The 17,721-nt window shown below is 67.0% G+C and carries 16 protein-coding genes and 1 pseudogene; 10 read left to right on the top strand and 7 right to left on the bottom strand.

The features are described from left to right. Positions 1 to 39: 39 nt before the first annotated feature. Genes catC through catA form a run of 3 tightly spaced genes read right to left on the bottom strand, consistent with a single transcriptional unit; the run spans position 40 to position 2,330 of the window. Complete coding sequence (gene catC, locus ACFTZB_RS01735; RefSeq protein WP_072947638.1) at positions 40 to 321, bottom strand: muconolactone Delta-isomerase; 282 nt, start codon at positions 319 to 321, stop codon at positions 40 to 42. 15 nt (positions 322 to 336) lie between these two features. Continuing rightward, complete coding sequence (locus tag ACFTZB_RS01730) at positions 337 to 1,458, bottom strand: muconate/chloromuconate family cycloisomerase (RefSeq protein ID WP_378429814.1); 1,122 nt, start codon at positions 1,456 to 1,458, stop codon at positions 337 to 339. 29 nt (positions 1,459 to 1,487) lie between these two features. Next, positions 1,488 to 2,330 (bottom strand): catechol 1,2-dioxygenase, encoded by an 843-nt coding sequence (gene catA / locus ACFTZB_RS01725; RefSeq protein ID WP_206013314.1) that lies wholly within the window; start codon positions 2,328 to 2,330, stop codon positions 1,488 to 1,490. Positions 2,331 to 2,536: 206 nt separating this feature from the next. Between catA and ACFTZB_RS01720 the strand changes: the two genes are divergently transcribed. Continuing rightward, entirely contained in the window at positions 2,537 to 3,307 is a 771-nt protein-coding gene (locus tag ACFTZB_RS01720; protein ID WP_276140309.1) for an IclR family transcriptional regulator C-terminal domain-containing protein, read from the top strand. A gap of 14 nt (positions 3,308 to 3,321) precedes the next feature. Here ACFTZB_RS01720 and ACFTZB_RS01715 read toward each other — a convergent pair whose 3' ends face one another. Beyond that, positions 3,322 to 3,858 carry an intradiol ring-cleavage dioxygenase gene (locus ACFTZB_RS01715; RefSeq protein ID WP_378429813.1) on the bottom strand — a complete coding sequence of 179 codons (537 nt, stop codon included), beginning with the start codon at positions 3,856 to 3,858 and terminating at the stop codon, positions 3,322 to 3,324. Between the two features lie 235 nt (positions 3,859 to 4,093). On the opposite strand from ACFTZB_RS01715, the gene ACFTZB_RS01710 reads away from it, so the two are divergent. Both ACFTZB_RS01710 and ACFTZB_RS01705 read left to right on the top strand, forming a co-directional pair. After that, positions 4,094 to 5,041 carry an acyl-CoA thioesterase gene (locus tag ACFTZB_RS01710; protein ID WP_378429812.1) on the top strand — a complete coding sequence of 316 codons (948 nt, stop codon included), beginning with the start codon at positions 4,094 to 4,096 and terminating at the stop codon, positions 5,039 to 5,041. Between the two features lie 51 nt (positions 5,042 to 5,092). Then, a pseudogene (locus tag ACFTZB_RS01705) lies at positions 5,093 to 5,308 on the top strand (multicopper oxidase domain-containing protein); the annotation flags it as partial. A gap of 59 nt (positions 5,309 to 5,367) precedes the next feature. Here ACFTZB_RS01705 and ACFTZB_RS01700 read toward each other — a convergent pair. Continuing rightward, positions 5,368 to 6,306: an AraC family transcriptional regulator gene (locus ACFTZB_RS01700; protein ID WP_378429811.1), complete on the bottom strand. Its 939-nt coding sequence runs from the start codon at positions 6,304 to 6,306 to the stop codon at positions 5,368 to 5,370. A 165-nt stretch (positions 6,307 to 6,471) separates the two neighbouring features. On the opposite strand from ACFTZB_RS01700, the gene ACFTZB_RS01695 reads away from it, so the two are divergent. From ACFTZB_RS01695 to ACFTZB_RS01665, 7 genes are all read left to right on the top strand, one after another. Next, positions 6,472 to 7,032: a flavin reductase family protein gene (locus tag ACFTZB_RS01695; RefSeq protein ID WP_378429810.1), complete on the top strand. Its 561-nt coding sequence runs from the start codon at positions 6,472 to 6,474 to the stop codon at positions 7,030 to 7,032. Between the two features lie 24 nt (positions 7,033 to 7,056). Next, positions 7,057 to 8,673, top strand: coding sequence for a 4-hydroxyphenylacetate 3-hydroxylase family protein (locus tag ACFTZB_RS01690; protein ID WP_378429809.1), 1,617 nt, complete (start codon positions 7,057 to 7,059; stop codon positions 8,671 to 8,673). Between the two features lie 265 nt (positions 8,674 to 8,938). Beyond that, positions 8,939 to 10,315: a benzoate 1,2-dioxygenase large subunit gene (benA, locus tag ACFTZB_RS01685; protein WP_378429808.1), complete on the top strand. Its 1,377-nt coding sequence runs from the start codon at positions 8,939 to 8,941 to the stop codon at positions 10,313 to 10,315. A 14-nt stretch (positions 10,316 to 10,329) separates the two neighbouring features. Beyond that, the gene (gene benB / locus ACFTZB_RS01680; RefSeq protein ID WP_276140301.1) at positions 10,330 to 10,839 is read left to right on the top strand and encodes a benzoate 1,2-dioxygenase small subunit; all 510 of its coding nucleotides are present in this window, start codon (positions 10,330 to 10,332) and stop codon (positions 10,837 to 10,839) included. A gap of 35 nt (positions 10,840 to 10,874) precedes the next feature. Further along, positions 10,875 to 12,422, top strand: coding sequence for a benzoate 1,2-dioxygenase electron transfer component BenC (benC, locus tag ACFTZB_RS01675; protein WP_378429807.1), 1,548 nt, complete (start codon positions 10,875 to 10,877; stop codon positions 12,420 to 12,422). Next, the gene (locus ACFTZB_RS01670; RefSeq protein ID WP_378429806.1) at positions 12,419 to 13,213 is read left to right on the top strand and encodes a 1,6-dihydroxycyclohexa-2,4-diene-1-carboxylate dehydrogenase; all 795 of its coding nucleotides are present in this window, start codon (positions 12,419 to 12,421) and stop codon (positions 13,211 to 13,213) included. Before benC ends, ACFTZB_RS01670 begins: the two co-directional genes overlap by 4 nt. Before the next feature lie 60 nt (positions 13,214 to 13,273). Continuing rightward, positions 13,274 to 14,626: an MFS transporter gene (locus ACFTZB_RS01665; RefSeq protein WP_378429805.1), complete on the top strand. Its 1,353-nt coding sequence runs from the start codon at positions 13,274 to 13,276 to the stop codon at positions 14,624 to 14,626. Here ACFTZB_RS01665 and ACFTZB_RS01660 read toward each other — a convergent pair. Together ACFTZB_RS01660 and ACFTZB_RS01655 are read right to left on the bottom strand one after the other, a co-directional pair. Next, on the bottom strand, positions 14,602 to 15,669 hold the full coding sequence (locus ACFTZB_RS01660; protein ID WP_378429817.1) for a 2-oxoacid:ferredoxin oxidoreductase subunit beta: 1,068 nt from the start codon (positions 15,667 to 15,669) through the stop codon (positions 14,602 to 14,604). The genes ACFTZB_RS01665 and ACFTZB_RS01660 overlap by 25 nt on opposite strands. Before the next feature lie 5 nt (positions 15,670 to 15,674). After that, positions 15,675 to 17,606 (bottom strand): 2-oxoacid:acceptor oxidoreductase subunit alpha, encoded by a 1,932-nt coding sequence (locus ACFTZB_RS01655; protein ID WP_378429804.1) that lies wholly within the window; start codon positions 17,604 to 17,606, stop codon positions 15,675 to 15,677. Positions 17,607 to 17,721: the final 115 nt, after the last annotated feature.

The raw sequence follows: 17,721 nt of genomic DNA, 5'->3' as shown, positions 1-17,721 counted from the left end.
AGTCCAGAGACTCGTCAACCACGCACGGGCGCGAAGCGCCTACTTGACGTCGGAACCGTGCCGGGTGAGCGGCATGATCTCGATCTTCATGTACGGGAACAGGGGAAGGTTCCACAGGATCTCGTGCAGTTCGTCGGCCGACTCGACGTCGAAGATGCTGATGTTGCTGTACTGGCCGACGATCCGCCAGATCTCGGGCCACTTGCCGGAGCGCTGGAGCTCCTGCGAGTAGGCCTTCTCCTTGGCGATCGTTTCGTCCCGGACCTTCGGGTCGAGGTCGCGGGGAATGGCGACGTCCATGCGCACGTGAAAGAGTGCCATCGGGTGGTGTCCTCCTCAGTTCCTGGTCCAGGTCTTGACTGCGTCCATGTTGAGCTCGACTCCGAGTCCGGGGCCTTCGGGCAGGGACACCTGGCCGTCGGCGTAGCGGAGCGGTTCCTGCAGCAGTTCCTCGCTGAACAGCAGGGGCCCGAACAGTTCGGTGCCGAAGTTGATGCCGGGCTCGGCGCAGGCGAACTGAATGGACGCCGCGGTCCCGATCGGGCCTTCGATGGACGTGGCTCCGTGGCAGGCGATTCCGGCGGCCTTCGCGATCGCGACCACTTCGCGGCTCTTGGCGAGGCCACCGCATTTGGTGGTCTTGAGCGCGATGACGTCGGCGGCGCCGCGGCGAGCGACCTCGAGGGCGTCGTGCGGAGTCTGGACACTCTCGTCGGCCATCACCGGGACGGGGACGAGACGGTTCAGCTCGGCGAGGACCTCGAGTTGCTCACCGGGTGTGGGCTGCTCGATCAGTTCGACGCCGCCGTCGACGAGGCGGGGCACGTACTTCAGCGCGGTCAGCCGGTCCCAACGGGCGTTGACGTCGATCCGGACGCCGGCCTTGCCCTCGAACGCCTGGGCGATCCGGACCACCCGCGCCGTGTCGACCGCGGGGTCGAGCGCACCCATCTTCAGCTTGAAACTGAAGTGCCGCTTCGACTCGACGAGGCCGAGGGCCTCCTCGATGATCTCCTCGGCGGGTGCGGCGCCGAGGGCCCAGGTGACGTCGACGCCTTGTCGGAAGGCGCCGCCGAGCAGCGTGTGCACGGGCACACCCAGGCTGCGCGCCCAGGCGTCGTGCAACGCGACGTCGACGGCGGCCTTCGCGAAACGTGCGTTTGCGACCACCCTTTCGATGTCCGACATGATGCCGGTGATCTCGTCGACACGCCGGCCCAGCAGGACCGGGGCGAGGTACTTTTCGATGATCGCCTGCATCGTCTCCACCGACTCGCCGCCCCACCAGGGGCCGCCGGGGACGACGCCCTCGCCGTGGCCGGTCACGCCGCCCGCGGTCTCGACCGCGACCAGCAGAAGCGGTTGCGCGGTCATCGACGTGGTCGCGAACTTGTGGGGACGCACCAGCGGCACATCGAGGATCGTCGTTTCGACGGAGACGATCGACAGGTCGGTCATCGAATCACTTTCTGTACGGGTGGAACGGGTCACGCGGGGTCGAGCACGAAGTTGTAGGTGACGTAGTTCTTGCCGTCGTCGCCGGTCTTCGGGTCGAGGATCAGTTCCGGCTTGGTGGCCGACGCGACGTCGCTGTCGATCCACTCGCCCCCCTTGAAGTACAGCTGCGTGGTGACCGACTCCTTGCCGGGCGCCGACACGATGAGGTGCAGGTGCGCGGGACGCCACGGGTGGCCGTTCTGCGCCTCGATGAACTGGCCGGTCGGGCCGTCGGTCGGGATCTGGTAGGGCGCAGGCTGGATCGTGGTGATCTCGTAGCGACCCTCGTCGTCGGCGATGATCGTGCCCCGCAGGTTCCACTCGGGCAGGTGCGGTGCGAACTGCGAGTAGTAGCCGTCGTTGTCGGCGTGCCACAGTTCGACCTTCGCCCCGGCGAGCCCGTTGCCGTCGAGGTCGGTGACCTGGCCGGCGAAGACGAGCGGGGTGATCTTCTCGTCCTCGGCACGCATCGGCAGGGTGCACGTGGACGGCAGTTCCGGCGAGTTCTCGATGTAGTACGGGCCCTCGATGCTGCCCTTGGTGCCCTTGCGGGAGCGGGCGAGGACCTCTTCGACGGAGTGCTCGATGAACACGTCGAGGAACAGCGGCCATTCGCCGCCCTCGCCGACATCGATGAGCCACTGCTTGAACACGCGGTACTCGGGGTAGGTGACGCCGTGCTTCAGGATCACGTCGTTGAGCGCGCCGAGGGCGTCCTTGGCGATCGCCGCGAGCCGCTCGGGCGAGGTGTCGGCGCTGACGCGCTCGGCCTTGAACTTGTCGGTGGCGGCGGAGCCGGATCCGGCTGCGGTGGGGCTCTCGGTGGTGGTCATCGTTTCTCCTCGGGCTGAAGGAATTCGGACAGGGCTGGTATCGAGTTCTGGGCGACGCGGTGGGTGTTCACACGCCGGAAGGTCTTGCATATGTACGCTGTGCGTACTAATATCACGCTGTGCGTACACCACTACTGTGCGCGCAGTCACATTGAAATGTCAACCCCGAGTCCGAAGAAGCACACGAATCGCTGGTGGAGGCCGCAATGACCGAGAGCGATCGCGATTACATCCAGAGCATCGAGCGCGGTTTCGCCGTGCTGCTGGCCTTCGACGCCCAGCGCCCGAACCCGACGCTCGCCGAACTCGCGACCGAAGCGGGACTGTCGCGCCCCGCCGTCCGCCGGATCCTGCTCACCCTGCAGAAGCTGGGATACGTCGCAGGGGCCGGAGGCCGGTGGTCGCTCACCCCTCGCGTGCTCAGCATCGGACAGCACTACTCGGAGTCGCACGCGCTCATCGAGGCCGCGATGCCCCGGCTGCTCGAGGTGGCCGAGAAGACCCAGGAGTCCGCGTCGCTCGGCGTGCTCGACGGCGCCGACGTGGTCTACGCGGCTCGCGTTCCCGTCCGCCGGATCATGAGCATCAACGTCTCGGTCGGCACCCGCGTCCCCGCGTACGCCACGTCCATGGGCCGCGCCCTCCTCGCCTGGGCTCCCACCGACGTCGTCGAGCGGGTGGTCGCCGAGTCCACGTTCCAGAAGCTGGGGCCGGAGACCATCGGCTCCGCGGCCGAACTCGACCGCGAACTCGCGAAGGTCCGGGAGCAGGGCTTCGCACTGACGGCCGAGGAACTGGAGAAGGGGCTGATCTCGCTCGCCGCACCGGTCCGCGACGCCGGCGGCACGGTGGTCGGCGTGGTCGCGTGCTCCACGTCGTCCGCGCGCAACACTCCGGCGCAGTTCCGCGAACAGGCCGTTCCGTGCGTCCTCGCCGCCGCGGCCGCCCTGAGCGCGGACATGGGTTACGCCGGCTGACGGCGGCACACCGATCAGATCGGATCGAGCACGAAGTCGCAGGACACCACTCCGCCGGCACCGACGTCGACGAGCGTCTCGACGGCGGAACCGCCCACTTCCCTCGACGCGCCGGGCGTCGGGACCAGCCTCGTCGCGAGCGGGTGGAACCCGCGCGCGTGCACGATCACGTTGAGGTGCCCCACGTCGGCATCGCCTCGGGCGCTGGAGAATTCGCACGGTGCGGGCTGCACCGTCGCGATGTCGAAGCGACCGCCCGCGCACGTGACGACGATGCCGCGCAGGTTGTTGCGGAGGATCTCCACGGAGTACCCGGAATAGCATCCGTCGGCGTCCGCGTGCCAGATCTCGATCTCCGCACCCGACAGCGGTTCGCCGGTGCGGGACCGGACGACACCCGTCATCCGCAGCGGCGTCCCGGGTTCGCCGGGCAGTGCCGCGAGGTTCGCGGTCCACGGCAGCACCCGCTGCCCGGGGAGGTAGAACTCCCGGTCCACGTAGTCGAGGCAGGCCAGGTCGGCCCGGGGTGCGGTCGTCGACGTCGAGGTCATCACCTGATCCGATCACTCTCGTGCACGCAGTGCGTACACAGGGAACGCTGTGCGGTAGTTGTCGAGTGTGCGCGCAGTCACAGGCGTTCGTCAACTGCGGTCCGTGCACATCGCGAACGGGTAGGTACGGGGCAACTGTGGGATAATTTCCCGGCCACCGGCGGACAACGACGTTTCGCCGTCGCCCGGTGCGCGCCCTCGCGCCGGCCACGTCGAACACCCGAGGAACACATCGATGACCACCCCTCCCCGCAGCATCACCCTCCGCTTCCTCGCCGCACCCACCGAGGTCGCGACACTCGGAGGTGCAGTCCAGGGTGGCCGCATCCTCGAATGGATCGACAAGGCCGCGTATGCCTGCGCGGTCGGCTGGAGCGGGAGTTACTGCGTCACCGCGTACGTCGGAAACATCAAGTTCACCCGGTCCATCGAGTCGGGACACCTCGTGGAGGTCGAAGCGCGCCTCGTCCACACCGGGCGCTCCAGCATGCACATCCAGTGCACGGTCTCGTCCGCCGACCCGCGGACCGGACAGTTCACCGAGGCCAGCAACTGCCTGATCATCTTCGTGGCCGTCGACGACTCCGGAAAGCCGACGACCGTGCCGCCGTGGAAGCCCGTCACCGCCGCCGACCGCGCCGAGTCCGAGGAGGCCGTCATGCGGATCGGCCTGCGGGCCGACATCGAAGAGGCGATGAGCAAGCAGAGCTACACCGACGCGGGCACCGCACCGGAATCACTCACCCGCTTCCTGGCCGCGCCCACCGACGTCAACTGGGGCGGCAAGACGCACGGCGGGACGGTGATGCGCTGGATCGACGAGGCCGCCTACCTGTGCGGCACGTCGTGGAACGGCACCCCGTGCGTGTCCGTGTACGCCGGCGGTGTCCGGTTCTACCGCCCGATCCAGATCGGGCACGTCGTCGAAGTCGACGCCCGACTGCTGCACACAGGCGCGCAGACCATGCACATCTCGGTGCACGTGCGGTCCGGCGATCCGCGCACCCGGGAAATGAACCTCACCACCCACTGCCTCACCGTCGTCGCCGCTGTCGACGACGACGGTGCGGCCACGGCTGCGCGGCAGTGGGTTCCGCAGTCCGACGAGGATCGCAAGCTGGAGGCGCACGCCCGCGAACTCATCGCCCTCCGCGACCGGGCGCGAATCGGCGCCCTCGCGTAACCCACCCGGGTAGCGTCACCGGAAAAGGTCTACCCGCGGAAGGAGCGGGGGATGCCCGGCGACCGTCCGGTCGCCTACGAGCTGACCGCGGCGCAGTCCGACGTCGACCTCGCAGGTACGCGCACCGCGGCGTGGCTGTACAGCACGCAATTGCCGGGCCCGGTCCTGCGCGCGAACGTCGGCGACCGGGTCCAGGTGCGGTGTCGCAACCAGCTCCCGGACCCCACGACCGTGCACTGGCACGGGCTGGCGATCCGCAACGACATGGACGGGGTCCCGGACCGACATGGCGACCATCTTCTCCTACGTCGGCTGAGCCCGAGCCGTCAGCCGCGGAGCGCCTCCGACGGCGCCACACCGTACTTGCGGCGGTACGCCGCCGCGAACCGGCCGGTGTGGGTGAAACCCCACCGCATCGCGACTTCGGCGACCGTCGGTGCACCGTCCGCGCGCAGCAGGTCGTCGTGGACGCGTTCGAGTCGCACGTCCAGCAGGTAGTCGCGGGGGCTCACCCCGACGTAGTCACGGAACCCCTCCTGCAACCGGCGCACGCTGACCCCGGCGACCTCGGCCATGTCGGCCGCCGTCCAGGCGCGGGACGGGTCGGCGTGGATCTCGTCGACCACCCGCTTCACGATGCGCGGACGCGCACACCCCACCCCGGCCCCGTCGTCCGGGACGGCGGCGAGCACGAGCGCGGTGGTGACCGCCCCTGACAACTGTTCCGCGACCATGGCGTTGTTCAGCACCCCGTCCGACTCCAGCATCTGCTTCAGCAACGACCGCACGAGAGCGAGCCAACTCGCGCCGTTCTCGGTGGTCACATCGATCTGCGGGGGAAGCTGGATGTCGGGCCGGGCCAGGATCCGCGACATTTCCCGGTGCAGGTGGTCCCGGTCGACGCGAACCCCGATGATCGAGCACTCCTCGCTCCAGTTGGTGATGAGCGTCGACGTGTCGGGCGGGCAGATCGTTCCGGAACCCGGCGCCGACAGCACCTCGTTCCTGCCGGTCACCGACTCGAGGTGCCCCGACAGCGGGACGTTGACGGCGTACGCGCCGGGGTGGTCGGACCGGATCGACACGTCCGCACCCCAGCCGATGTGCGTGATCTTCACCGGGCCCAACTCCACGGCCTCCGCGACCGTGTTGGTGGCCTTCGACCTGCTCAGCGGCGTGAGGGTGTGCGGGAAGTACACGTCCGACACGACGTGCGACGCCTCGTCCCAATCCTCGGGGCGGGAAATCTTCGACGTGGCCGACATGGCACCAGTGTGACCGCGCACACTTCGCAATGCAATCGAGGCCCCCGCCTCAACTCGCCGCGCAAAGCGGATCACCTCCGCGCTCAGCGGATCGACGCCCCGTTCCCGCGGTCGTACGTTTCTCCGTACCTCAACAGCGCCCCGGACAGGAAGGGAGGCTCCGACATGGAGCAGCGCGAACTCCGGAACATTTTCGGGCAGTTTGCCAGCGGAGTCACGGTCATCACGTGCGCCAACTCCGACGGTCTGCCGCACGGAGCGACGGTCACCGCCTTCACCGCCGTCTCGATCGAGCCGAGGCTGTGCCAGATCACCCTGACCCGAAAGTCGAAGGCCTGCAACTACTTGAGCAAGTCGCCGTTCGCCGTCAACATCCTCGCCGCGGACCAGGTGGACACCGCGATGCATTTCGCCGGGCGCCCGCAGACCCCCGAACCCGTGTGGGCCGACGGACCGACGGCCCCCGTCCTCTGCGGCGCCGCCGCCACGCTGTCCTGCGAACCGTGGGCGGAGTACGACGGCGGCGACCACGTCATCTTCATCGGTGAGATCGTGGCCGCCGAATCGAGCGGCAAGGATCCGCTGCTGTTCTACCGGAGCACGTTCCACGACCTCGGTTCCCCGTCGGCGTCGGCCGCGTGGAACGGGTCGATGGACGATCCGAACAGCGGATGGTTCGACTCCACCACCTCATTCACCCCATTCCACCTTCAGCCCGTCCACTGATTGCCGAATCCGAAAGGACCGACCATGACCACCACCGAAAGCGCTCCCGAGACCACGCTCGACCCGACGAAGGTCAACCCTGCCGCGGACTGTGAAGCCAACCGCACCGCGAACTTCGCCACCCGCCCGATGACCGGTGACGAGTACATCGAGTCCCTCAAGGACGACCGCGAGATCTGGCTGCACGGCGAGCGTGTCGAGGACGTCACCACGCATCCGGCGTTCCGCAACCCGATCCGGATGACCGCCCGCCTCTACGACTCGATGCACACCGGTGAGCACGTCGACAAGGTCACCACCTCCACCGACACCGGCAACGGCGGCGTCACGATGCCGTTCTTCAAGGCGCCGAAGTCCTCCGACGACCTGCTGAAGGAACGCGACGCCATCGCCACGTGGGCGCGGATGACGTACGGCTGGATGGGCCGCTCCCCCGACTACAAGGCCTCGTTTCTCGGCACCCTGCACGCCAACAAGGAACTGTATTCGCCGTTCCAGGACAACGCCGAGCGCTGGTACAAGGAATCGCAGGAGAAGGTCCTGTACTGGAACCACGCCATCATCAACCCGCCCGTCGACCGGCAGCTCCCGCCGGACGAGGTCGGCGACGTGTTCATGAAAGTGGAGAAGGAGACCGACGCCGGCCTCATCGTCTCCGGCGCGAAGGTCGTCGCCACCGGTTCGGCGATCACCAACTACAACTTCATCGCCCACTACGGCCTGCCGATCAAGAAGAAGGAATTCGCGCTCATCTGCACCGTCCCGATGGACGCACCGGGCGTGAAGCTGATCTGCCGGTCCTCGTTCACGCAGAACGCGGCCGTGATGGGCACCCCGTTCGACTACCCGCTGTCGAGCCGGATGGACGAGAACGACACCATCTTCATCTTCGACAAGGTGCTCGTGCCGTGGGAGAACGTCTTCATGTACGGCGACGTGGACAAGATCAACGGATTCTTCCCGCAGTCGGGCTTCCTGCCCCGCTTCACGTTCCAGGGCTGCACACGTCTCGCGGTGAAGCTCGACTTCATCGCCGGCATGCTGATGAAGGCCCTCGACGCCACCGGCGCCGGCGGCTTCCGCGGTGTGCAGACCCGCGTCGGTGAAGTGATCGGCTGGCGAAACCTGTTCTGGTCACTGACCGAATCCATGGCACGCAACCCCGAGCCGTGGATCGGCGACACCGTCATCCCGAAGCTCGAATACGGCCTCACGTACCGCATGTTCATGATCCAGGGCTACCCGCGGATCAAGGAGATCATCGAGCAGGACGTCGCGTCCGGCCTGATCTACCTGCCGTCGAGTGCCCGCGACTTCAAGTCGCCCGACGTTCGCCCCTACCTCGACAAGTACGTCCGCGGCTCGGACGGCATGACCGCCGTCGAACGCGTGAAGATCATGAAGGCCCTGTGGGACTCGATCGGCAGCGAATTCGGTGGCCGCCACGAACTCTACGAGCGCAACTACTCCGGCAACCACGAGAACGTCAAGGCCGAACTGCTGTTCGCCGCCGAGAATCGGGGCGACGTCGCCTCCATGAAGGGCTTCGCCGAGCAGTGCCTGTCCGAGTACGACCTCGACGGCTGGACGGTGCCCGACCTCATCGGCAACGACGACGTCTCGTACTTCGGTAACAAGTAGCCGATCGACCCCACAGACGCACCCTTTCTCCGCAACCGCACCCGAAATAGTTCTCGAATTCGGGTGCGGACGCGGAGAAGGGGTGCGTCTGCGTGTCCGGGGTCCTGCCGTCCGATCGCGGCATGCGTGCGCATGCCGAACACGTCCTAGTCAGTACTCGGTAAATGCCTAGTGTGATGCAGCGCACAGGCTGCAAGAGTGGAATCCATTGCCGGACCCGGGCGCCCCCGCAGGGCGCAAGCCCCCGGAGATCTTGGAGGATCCCATGACTGAAACCCTGTACTCAGCGCCGTCCGAGGACGTGCGCGCCAAGCTGGCCGACGCACTCATCGAAGACCCGGAAACCGGCCGCTACCAGGTGCGACGAAGCGTCTTCACCGACGAGGACCTGTTCGAACTGGAGATGAAGCACATCTTCGAGGGCAACTGGATCTACCTGGCCCACGAGAGCCAGATCCCGAACGTCGGCGACTACTTCACCACGTACATGGGTCGCCAGCCGATCGTGATCTCCCGCAACAAGGAGGGCGAACTCAACGCCCTGGTGAATGCGTGCAGCCACCGCGGCGCGATGCTCTGCCGGCGCAAGACGGACAACCGGACCACGTTCACCTGCCCGTTCCACGGCTGGACGTTCAACAATTCCGGCAAGCTCCTCAAGGTCAAGGACCCGCGTGAGGCCGGCTACCCGGAGCAGTTCAACAAGGACGGCTCCCACGACCTCACCAAGGTCGCGCGGTTCGAGAACTACCGCGGATTCCTGTTCGGCAGCCTCAACGCCGACGTCCCGCCGCTCGAGGAACACCTCGGGGACACCACGAAGATCATCGACATGATCGTCGACCAGTCCCCCGACGGACTCGAGGTGCTGCGGGGTGCGTCCACGTACACCTACGACGGCAACTGGAAGCTGCAGACAGAGAACGGCGCCGACGGCTACCACGTGTCCGCCACCCACTGGAACTACGCGGCGACCACGTCGCGGCGCGAATCCGGTGAGTCCACCAACGCCACGAAGGCGATGGACGCCGGCAAGTGGTCGAAGCAGCAGGGCGGCTACTACTCGTTCGACAACGGCCACCTGCTGCTGTGGACCAAGTGGGCCGATCCCGCCAACCGTCCCCTCAACGAGCGCCGCGACGAGCTGGTCGCCGAGTACGGCGAGGACCGCGCCGACTGGATGATCGGGGTGTCCCGCAACCTGTGCCTGTACCCGAACGTGTACCTGATGGACCAGTTCGGTTCGCAGATCCGGCATTTCCGTCCGATCTCCGTCGACAAGACGGAGGTCACCATCTACTGCATCGCCCCCAAGGGTGAGAGCCGGTCGGCACGCGCCGCCCGCATCCGCCAGTACGAGGACTTCTTCAACGCCACCGGCATGGCCACCCCGGACGATCTCGAGGAATTCCGCTCCTGCCAGAAGACGTACCAGGCCGGCGCCGCACCGTTCAACGACCTCAGCCGCGGTGTCACCCATCAACTCCGGGGCCCCGACGAGGACGCCAAGAAGATCGGCATCAACCCCATCTCCAGTGGTGTGAAGACCGAGGACGAGGGCCTCTACCCGATCCAGCACGGCTACTGGGTGCAAGCACTGACCAAGGCACTCGACGCCGACGTTGCCGCGAACAACCGCTGAGGGAGACGATCACCATGACTGCAGTAGCCGAAAGCACCGTCACCCAGCACGACATCGAGCAGTTCCTCTACCGTGAGGCCCGCTACCTCGACGACCGCGAGTTCGAGAAGTGGATCGAGTGCTACCACCCCGACTCCGAGTTCTGGATGCCGGCGTGGGCCGACGACGGTGAACTGACCACCGACCCGATGACCGAGATCTCCCTGATCTACTACGCCAACCGCGGCGGCATCGAGGACCGGGTGTTCCGCATCAAGACCGACCGGTCGAGTGCGACGAGCCTCCCGGAACCGCGCACCGGGCACAACATCTCGAACGTCGAGGTGATCGAGCGCCGCGGCGACGTCGTGGACGTCCGGTTCAACTGGTTCACCCTGTATTTCCGGTACAACACGGTCGACACGTACTTCGGAAATTCGTTCTACACGATCGACTTCTCCGGCGAGCAGCCTCTGATCCTGAAGAAGAAGGTTGTGCTCAAGAACGACTACATCCACCACGTGGTCGACATCTATCACATCTGATCTCCTTCCATTCTTCGCGAATCGAGCTGTTTTCCATGACTTTCCAAGTTGCACTGAGTTTCGAGGACGGGATCACCCGCTTCATCAAGTGTGACGGCGACGAGACGGTCGCCGACGCGTCCTACCGCGCACGCATCAACATTCCTCTCGACTGCCGAGACGGGGCGTGCGGCACCTGCAAGTCGCTCTGCGAGTCCGGCACGTACGACGGCGGCGACTACATCGAGGAAGCGCTCACCGACGACGAGGCGGAGCAGGGTTACTGCCTTCCGTGCCAGATGATGCCGGAAAGCGATCTGGTGTTGCAGATCCCGACCACCTCGGATGTCGCCAAGACGGCGGCGGGCACGTTCACGTCGACGATCACGGAGATCCGGAAGTTCTCCGACACCACCATCGGGTTCACGATCGAGATCGCGAACCGGGACGACCTCGTCTTTCTCCCCGGCCAGTACGTGAACATCACCGTTCCCGGAACCGACGCGACGCGGTCGTACTCGTTCAGCACCGGACCCACGTCGAAGGAACTGTCGTTCCTGGTCAAGATCACCGACGGCGGCCTGATGTCGGAGTACCTCCGCGACCGCGCACAGGTCGGCGACACGCTCGAGTTCACCGGCCCGATGGGAAGCTTCTTCCTGCGCGAGCAGAAGCGCCGCGCCCTGCTGCTCGCTGGCGGCACCGGGCTCGCCCCGCTGCTGTCGATCCTCGACAAGATGCGTGCCGACGCCGCCGACCTCCCTGTGCACCTGATCTACGGTGTGTCGTCCGACGCGGACCTGGTGGAACTGGACAAGCTCGAGGAGTGCACGAAGTCGCTGCCGCAGTTCACGTTCGACTACTGCGTGTCCGACCCGGCGAGCAGTGCCCCGAACAAGGGGTACGTGACCGGCCTGTTCGAACCCGCGCACCTGAACGACGGCGACGTGGACGTGTACCTGTGCGGCCCGCCGCCCATGGTCGAGGCGGTACGCGACCACCTGAAGGCGGAGGGCGTCACGCCGGCGAACTTCTACTTCGAGAAGTTCAACAACGCGGCGACACCGGGTGGCTCGGCGGCGGCCGCGGCGCCGGAAGCAGAGGTCGTCGAGATGGTCGAGGCCGCTCCCGAGTACGAGATCGGCGAGGAACACCAGCCGCTGTCCGAGTCGGATGCGCAGTTCGACGCCCGCATGGCCCTCGAACTGGGTGCGATGGAACTGACCATCGGCCGGATGACCCCGGAGCAGCTGTCCGAGTACCGGATCCTCGCCGAGACCTCGTGCGAGTCGATCGAGAACGACCACTTCACGGACGCGGGCGCGTTCACCGACACCAACGCCTCGTTCCACGAGTTCCTGTTCCGCTGCACCGCCAACGACGTACTGCTGGAGGCGTACAACCGCCTCGAGGTCACCCAGCTGATGACCACGGTGCTCCGCACCGCGGACTGGGTGGACGAGCACATCCAGCACGACCACCTCGACATCGTCGCCGCGTTCGAGAGGGGTGACCGGGCCGCGGCCCACGACCTGATCGTCAGCCACAGTGCGCACGCGAAGGCCACCATGTGCCGCGCCATCGAGAGGAGTGCCGTCGCATGAGTGGATTCGTCACTCCGCACAGATTCGACGGCAAGGTCGTCGCGGTCACCGGCGCAGCGCAGGGCATCGGCCTGACTGTCGCGACCCGACTCGCGGCCGAGGGCGCGTCGCTGATCCTGATCGACCGCGCCGACCTCGTGCACGACGTCGCGAAGGGATTGCGGGAGAACGGCACCGAGGCGCACAGCATCACCGCCGACCTGGAGCAGTTCGCCGACGCCGAGGCGGCGATCGACGAGGCGCGGCAGCAGCACGGCCGGCTCGACGTGCTGATCAACAACGTCGGCGGCACCATCTGGGCCAAACCGTACGAGCATTACACCGCCGAGCAGATCCAGGCGGAGGTGCAGCGGTCGCTGTTCCCGACCCTGTGGACGTGCCGCGCCGCCCTCCCCCACCTCATCGCGCAGCAGTCGGGCACCGTCGTCAACGTGTCGTCGGTGGCCACCCGGGGCGTCAACCGCGTGCCCTACGCGGCGTCGAAGGGCGGGGTCAACGCGCTCACCGCCGCCCTCGCCCTCGAAGCGGCGCAGTACGGAATCCGCGTGGTGGCCACCGCTCCCGGCGGCACCGAGGCACCCGCGCGCCGCGTTCCCCGCGGCCCCGGCGCGGAGACCGATCAGGAAAAGGCCTGGTACCAGCAGATCGTCGACCAGACGGTCGACTCGTCCCTGATGAAGCGGTACGGCACGCTCGACGAGCAGGCCGCCGCGATCGTCTTCCTCGCCTCCGACGAGGCTTCGTACATCACCGGGACGGTCCTGCCCGTCGCCGGCGGCGACCTCGGCTAGCCCCACAGTCTCGAGCGCCTCGACCCCGGTTCCCCGTCACACCACCGAGCGGAGATGACCATGACTCAATCCACCCCCGGCACCTGGGCAAGTCCGAGGCACCGAAGCGCCGTCACCTGGATCGTCGCGATCGCCACGATCGCGATCATCTTCGACGGCTACGACCTCGTCGTGTACGGCACCATCCTCCCGACGTTGATGAACGATCCCGGCCAACTCGGCGTGATCTCCGCCCAGCAGGCCGGTGCGCTGGGTTCGTACGCGCTGATCGGCGTCATGGTGGGCGCACTCACCGCAGGCGCGGTCGGCGACTACCTCGGCAGGCGCCGGATGATGCTCGTCAACATCGCATGGTTCTCCGTCGGGATGGGGCTCGCCGCGCTGGCCACGAACGTCACCATGTTCGGCCTGCTGCGGTTCTTCACCGGCATCGGCGTCGGGGGCCTCGTCGCCACCGCGGGCGCGATGGTGGCGGAGTTCGCCCCTCCCGGAAAGCGGAACCTGTACAACGCGATCGTCTACAGCGGCGTCCCCGCCGGCGGTGTGCTCGCCTCCCTCCTCGCGATCGTCCTGCGCGACACGATCGGGTGGCGCGGTCTCTTCTGGATCGGCGCACTGCCCATCGTGATCCTCCTTCCGCTGGCGGTGGCGAAACTGCCGGAGTCACCGAAGTGGCTCGTCGCCCGCGGGCAGGAGGACAAGGCCCGTCGCATCTCCGAACGGACGGGCATCCCGATGCCCGGCGCCGAAGAGATCGCCGCGGAACGGGCGTCGGCCGAGAAGGTCGGCTTCGCAGCACTCGCGACGCGCCGTTACGCCTGGGGCACCGCGCTTCTCGGCCTGATGAGCTTCTCCGGCCTGCTGCTCACCTACGGCCTCAACACGTGGCTTCCGAAGATCATGGAAGACGCCGGTTTCAACGCGAAGGGGTCGCTGTCGTTCCTGCTCGTCCTCAACGGCGGCGCCATCCTCGGCGGCCTGATCGCGTCGAAGGTCGCCGACGGCATCGGACCGCAACGCGTCGTCGCCACCACGTTCGGTCTCGCCGCGCTGGCCCTGATCCTCCTGACGCTCGGCTTCCCGCTTCCGGTGCTGCTCGCGTCCGTCGCCGTCGCCGGAGTCGGCACCATCGGCACCCAGGTCCTGATCTACGGGTTCGTCTCCAACTACTATTCGACGTCCGCGCGCGGCGCCGGCGTGGCCTGGTGCGCCGGGTTCGGCCGGCTGGGCGGCATCTTCGGCCCGCTGATCGGCGGCGCGCTGATCAGCGCCGGTATCAGCAGCCAGGTGGCGTTCTACGTCTTCGCGGGTATCGCCGTCCTGGGCGGGATCGTGACGTTCTTCGTCCCGCGCCAACGGAATACGGTTGCGACCACGAGCGAGGAGTCCTACTCCACCGTCCAGGTGTCGTGACCGGTGAGCAACCTCTGCAGCGAACCGTCGTCGACCGGGTCCGTCTCGCGGGCGATCTCGTTCTGCAGGCGCACCATGTCGTCGTACGTGTCCCGCGCGACGCTGCGGAACACACCCGTCACGGTGTGCGTCAGATCCTGATCGGACAGCCGCGACAGAGCGTAGGCGTAGTCGGGGTCGTCGGTGTGGGCGTCGTGCACCACGATCTCGTCCCGGTTGACGTCGTCGGTCGCGACCACCTTCAGACCGAAACCCGATCGGACCACGCAGTATTCGCCTGAACCGCCGAACACGATCGGCTCGCCGTGGGTCAGCGGGATCAGGCGTTGCTCCGCACCGTCCTTGCGCAGGACGTCGAACGAGCCGTCGTTGAAGATCGGGCAGTCCTGGTAGATCTCCACGAAGGACGTGCCGCGGTGGGCCGCCGCCTGCCGCAGCACCTCCGTCAGCCCCTTGCGGTCCGAGTCCATTGCGCGGGCCGCGAACGTCGCCTCGGCGCCCAGCGCGAGGGACAGCGTGTTGAACGGGTGGTCCACCGACCCCAGCGGCGTCGACTTGGTGATCTTCCCGACCTCCGACGTCGGCGAGTACTGGCCCTTCGTCAGCCCGTAGATCCTGTTGTTGAACAGCAGGATCGTCAGGTTGACGTTCCGGCGCAGGGCGTGGATGAGATGGTTGCCGCCGATCGACAGTGCGTCGCCGTCGCCGGTCACCACCCACACCGACAGGTCCGGACGCGTCACCGCGAGACCGGTCGCGATGGCGGGCGCGCGGCCGTGGATCGAATGCAGACCGTACGTGTCGAGGTAGTACGGGAACCGGCTCGAGCATCCGATGCCGGAGACGAACATCAGGTTCTCGCGTCGAAGTCCCAACTCGGGCAGGAAACTTCGGATCGTCGCGAGAATGACGTAGTCTCCGCACCCCGGACACCAGCGGACCTCCTGGTCCGACGTGAAGTCCTTCGCCTTCTGCGGTTCGTCGGTCCGGGGCACGTGCGCCGTGGCACTCAGTCCCAGATCCGCACCGACACGACTGATCATCCGCGTCACGCCGACTCCTCCTGCCGGGGTCCGGTCGATCGATAGGTCGCCGACGCGAGCGCGTCGGACGTCTTCGCGAGTTCGTGCTCCCGCAGCGTCCCGGCCAGCGCGGAATCGATCACCTCGTGCAGTTCGTCGCCGAGGAACGCGAGGCCCTTCACTTTGGTCACCGACTGCACGTCGACGAGGAACCGCGACCGGAGGATCATCGCGAGTTGTCCCAGATTCATCTCCGGGGCGACGACGGTCCCGTAACTGCGCAGCACCGCACCGAGGTTTGCGGGCAGCGGGTTCAGGTTGCGCACGTGCACGTGGGCAACCTTCTTGCCCTCTCGGCGAGCGCGCCTGCAGGCCTCGCCGATGGGCCCGTACGAACTGCCCCACCCGACCAGCAGCAGGTCGGCCTCCCCCGACGGGTCGTCGACGACGGCGTCGGGAACGGCGATTCCGTCGATCTTGGCCTGACGCAACCGGACCATCAGGTCGTGGTTGGCGGGATCGTAGGAGATGTCGCCGCTGCCGTCGGCCTTCTCGAGACCGCCGATGCGGTGTTCGAGCCCGGGAGTTCCCGGCACCGCCATGGCGCGCGCGAGCGTCTCCCGGTTGCGGACGTACGGTGCGAACTCGCCGTCGACCGGCGGTGCCGTGTCGACACCGGGATCGATCCGGTCCAGTGCGGACACGTCCGGGACGGCCCACGGTTCACTTCCGTTCGCGATGGCACCGTCCGACAGCAACAGCACCGGGGTGTGGTACGTGAACGCGATCCGGGCGGCCTCGACCGCCGCGCCGAAACAGTCCGCGGGTGAGCACGGTGCGATCACGGCCACCGGCGATTCGCCGTTGCGCCCGTACATCGCCTGCAACAGATCCGACTGCTCGGTCTTCGTCGGAAGACCGGTGGACGGACCGCCGCGCTGGACGTCGATGACGAGCAGCGGAACCTCGGTCATCACCGCCAGCCCGATCGCTTCGCTCTTGAGCGCCAGCCCGGGCCCGGATGTGCTCGTCACCCCGAGCGCACCGCCGATCGACGCGCCCAGCGCCGCGCCGATCCCGGCGATCTCGTCCTCCGCCTGGAACGTGGTGACGCCGAGATTCCGGTGCTTGCTCAGCTCGTGCAGGATGTCCGACGCCGGGGTGATCGGGTAGGTGCCGAGGAAGACGTCCCGCGACGCCAGCTGCCCCGCCGTCACCACCCCGTAGGCGAGGGCCGTGTTCCCGGTGACCTGGCGGTACGTGGCCGGTGGGAGCGTCGCCGCCGACACCTCGTATGTCGTCGCGAAACTCTCCGTCGTCTCCCCGTAGTTCCACCCGGATTTGAACGCGAGCAGGTTGCCCTCCGCGATCTGCGGCTTCTCCGCGAACTTGACCTGCAGGAACCGTTCGATGCCGTGGGTGGGGCGGTTGTACATCCAGGACAGCAGGCCGAGCGCGAACATGTTCTTCGCCCGCTCGGCGTCCTTCCGGCTCAGCCCGGCCGGTTCCACCGCACCCGAGGTCAGTGTCGACATCGCCACCGGATGCACCACGTAGTCCGCGAGGGAGTCGTCGTCGAGCGGACTCGTGGCGTACCCGACCTTCGCGAGATTCCGTTTGGTGAACTCGTCGGTGTTCACGATGATCATGCCGCCGCGCGGCAGGTCGGCCACGTTCGCCTTCAACGCCGCCGGATTCATCGCGACCAGGACGTCCGGGCGGTCGCCGGCCGTGAGAATGTCGTAGTCCGCGATCTGGATCTGGAACGACGACACACCGGGCAGCGTGCCCTGCGGCGCCCGGATCTCGGCGGGGAAGTTGGGCTGGGTGGCGAGGTCGTTGCCGAACGCCGCCGCCTCCGACGTGAACCGGTCGCCGGTCAACTGCATACCGTCGCCCGAATCTCCGGCAAAGCGGATCGCCACCCGCTCCAGCTTCGTGGAGTTCGCCTCCGTCATGAATTCACCGAATCCTTCGACTCGTGTTCGCTCTGACCAGCAGCTTCTGACCTCACGTTACAAGCGTTCCCAATTTTCGCCAGGAAGACGCCGAAATAGCGCGTCGCGATACGGT

The sequence above is a fragment of the Rhodococcus sp. NPDC057014 genome (genome assembly GCF_042673295.1).
GTDB lineage: Bacteria > Actinomycetota > Actinomycetes > Mycobacteriales > Mycobacteriaceae > Rhodococcus_F.
Note: the sequence above shows the minus strand (reverse complement) of the source record. Positions and strands in the feature narration are given on the sequence as shown.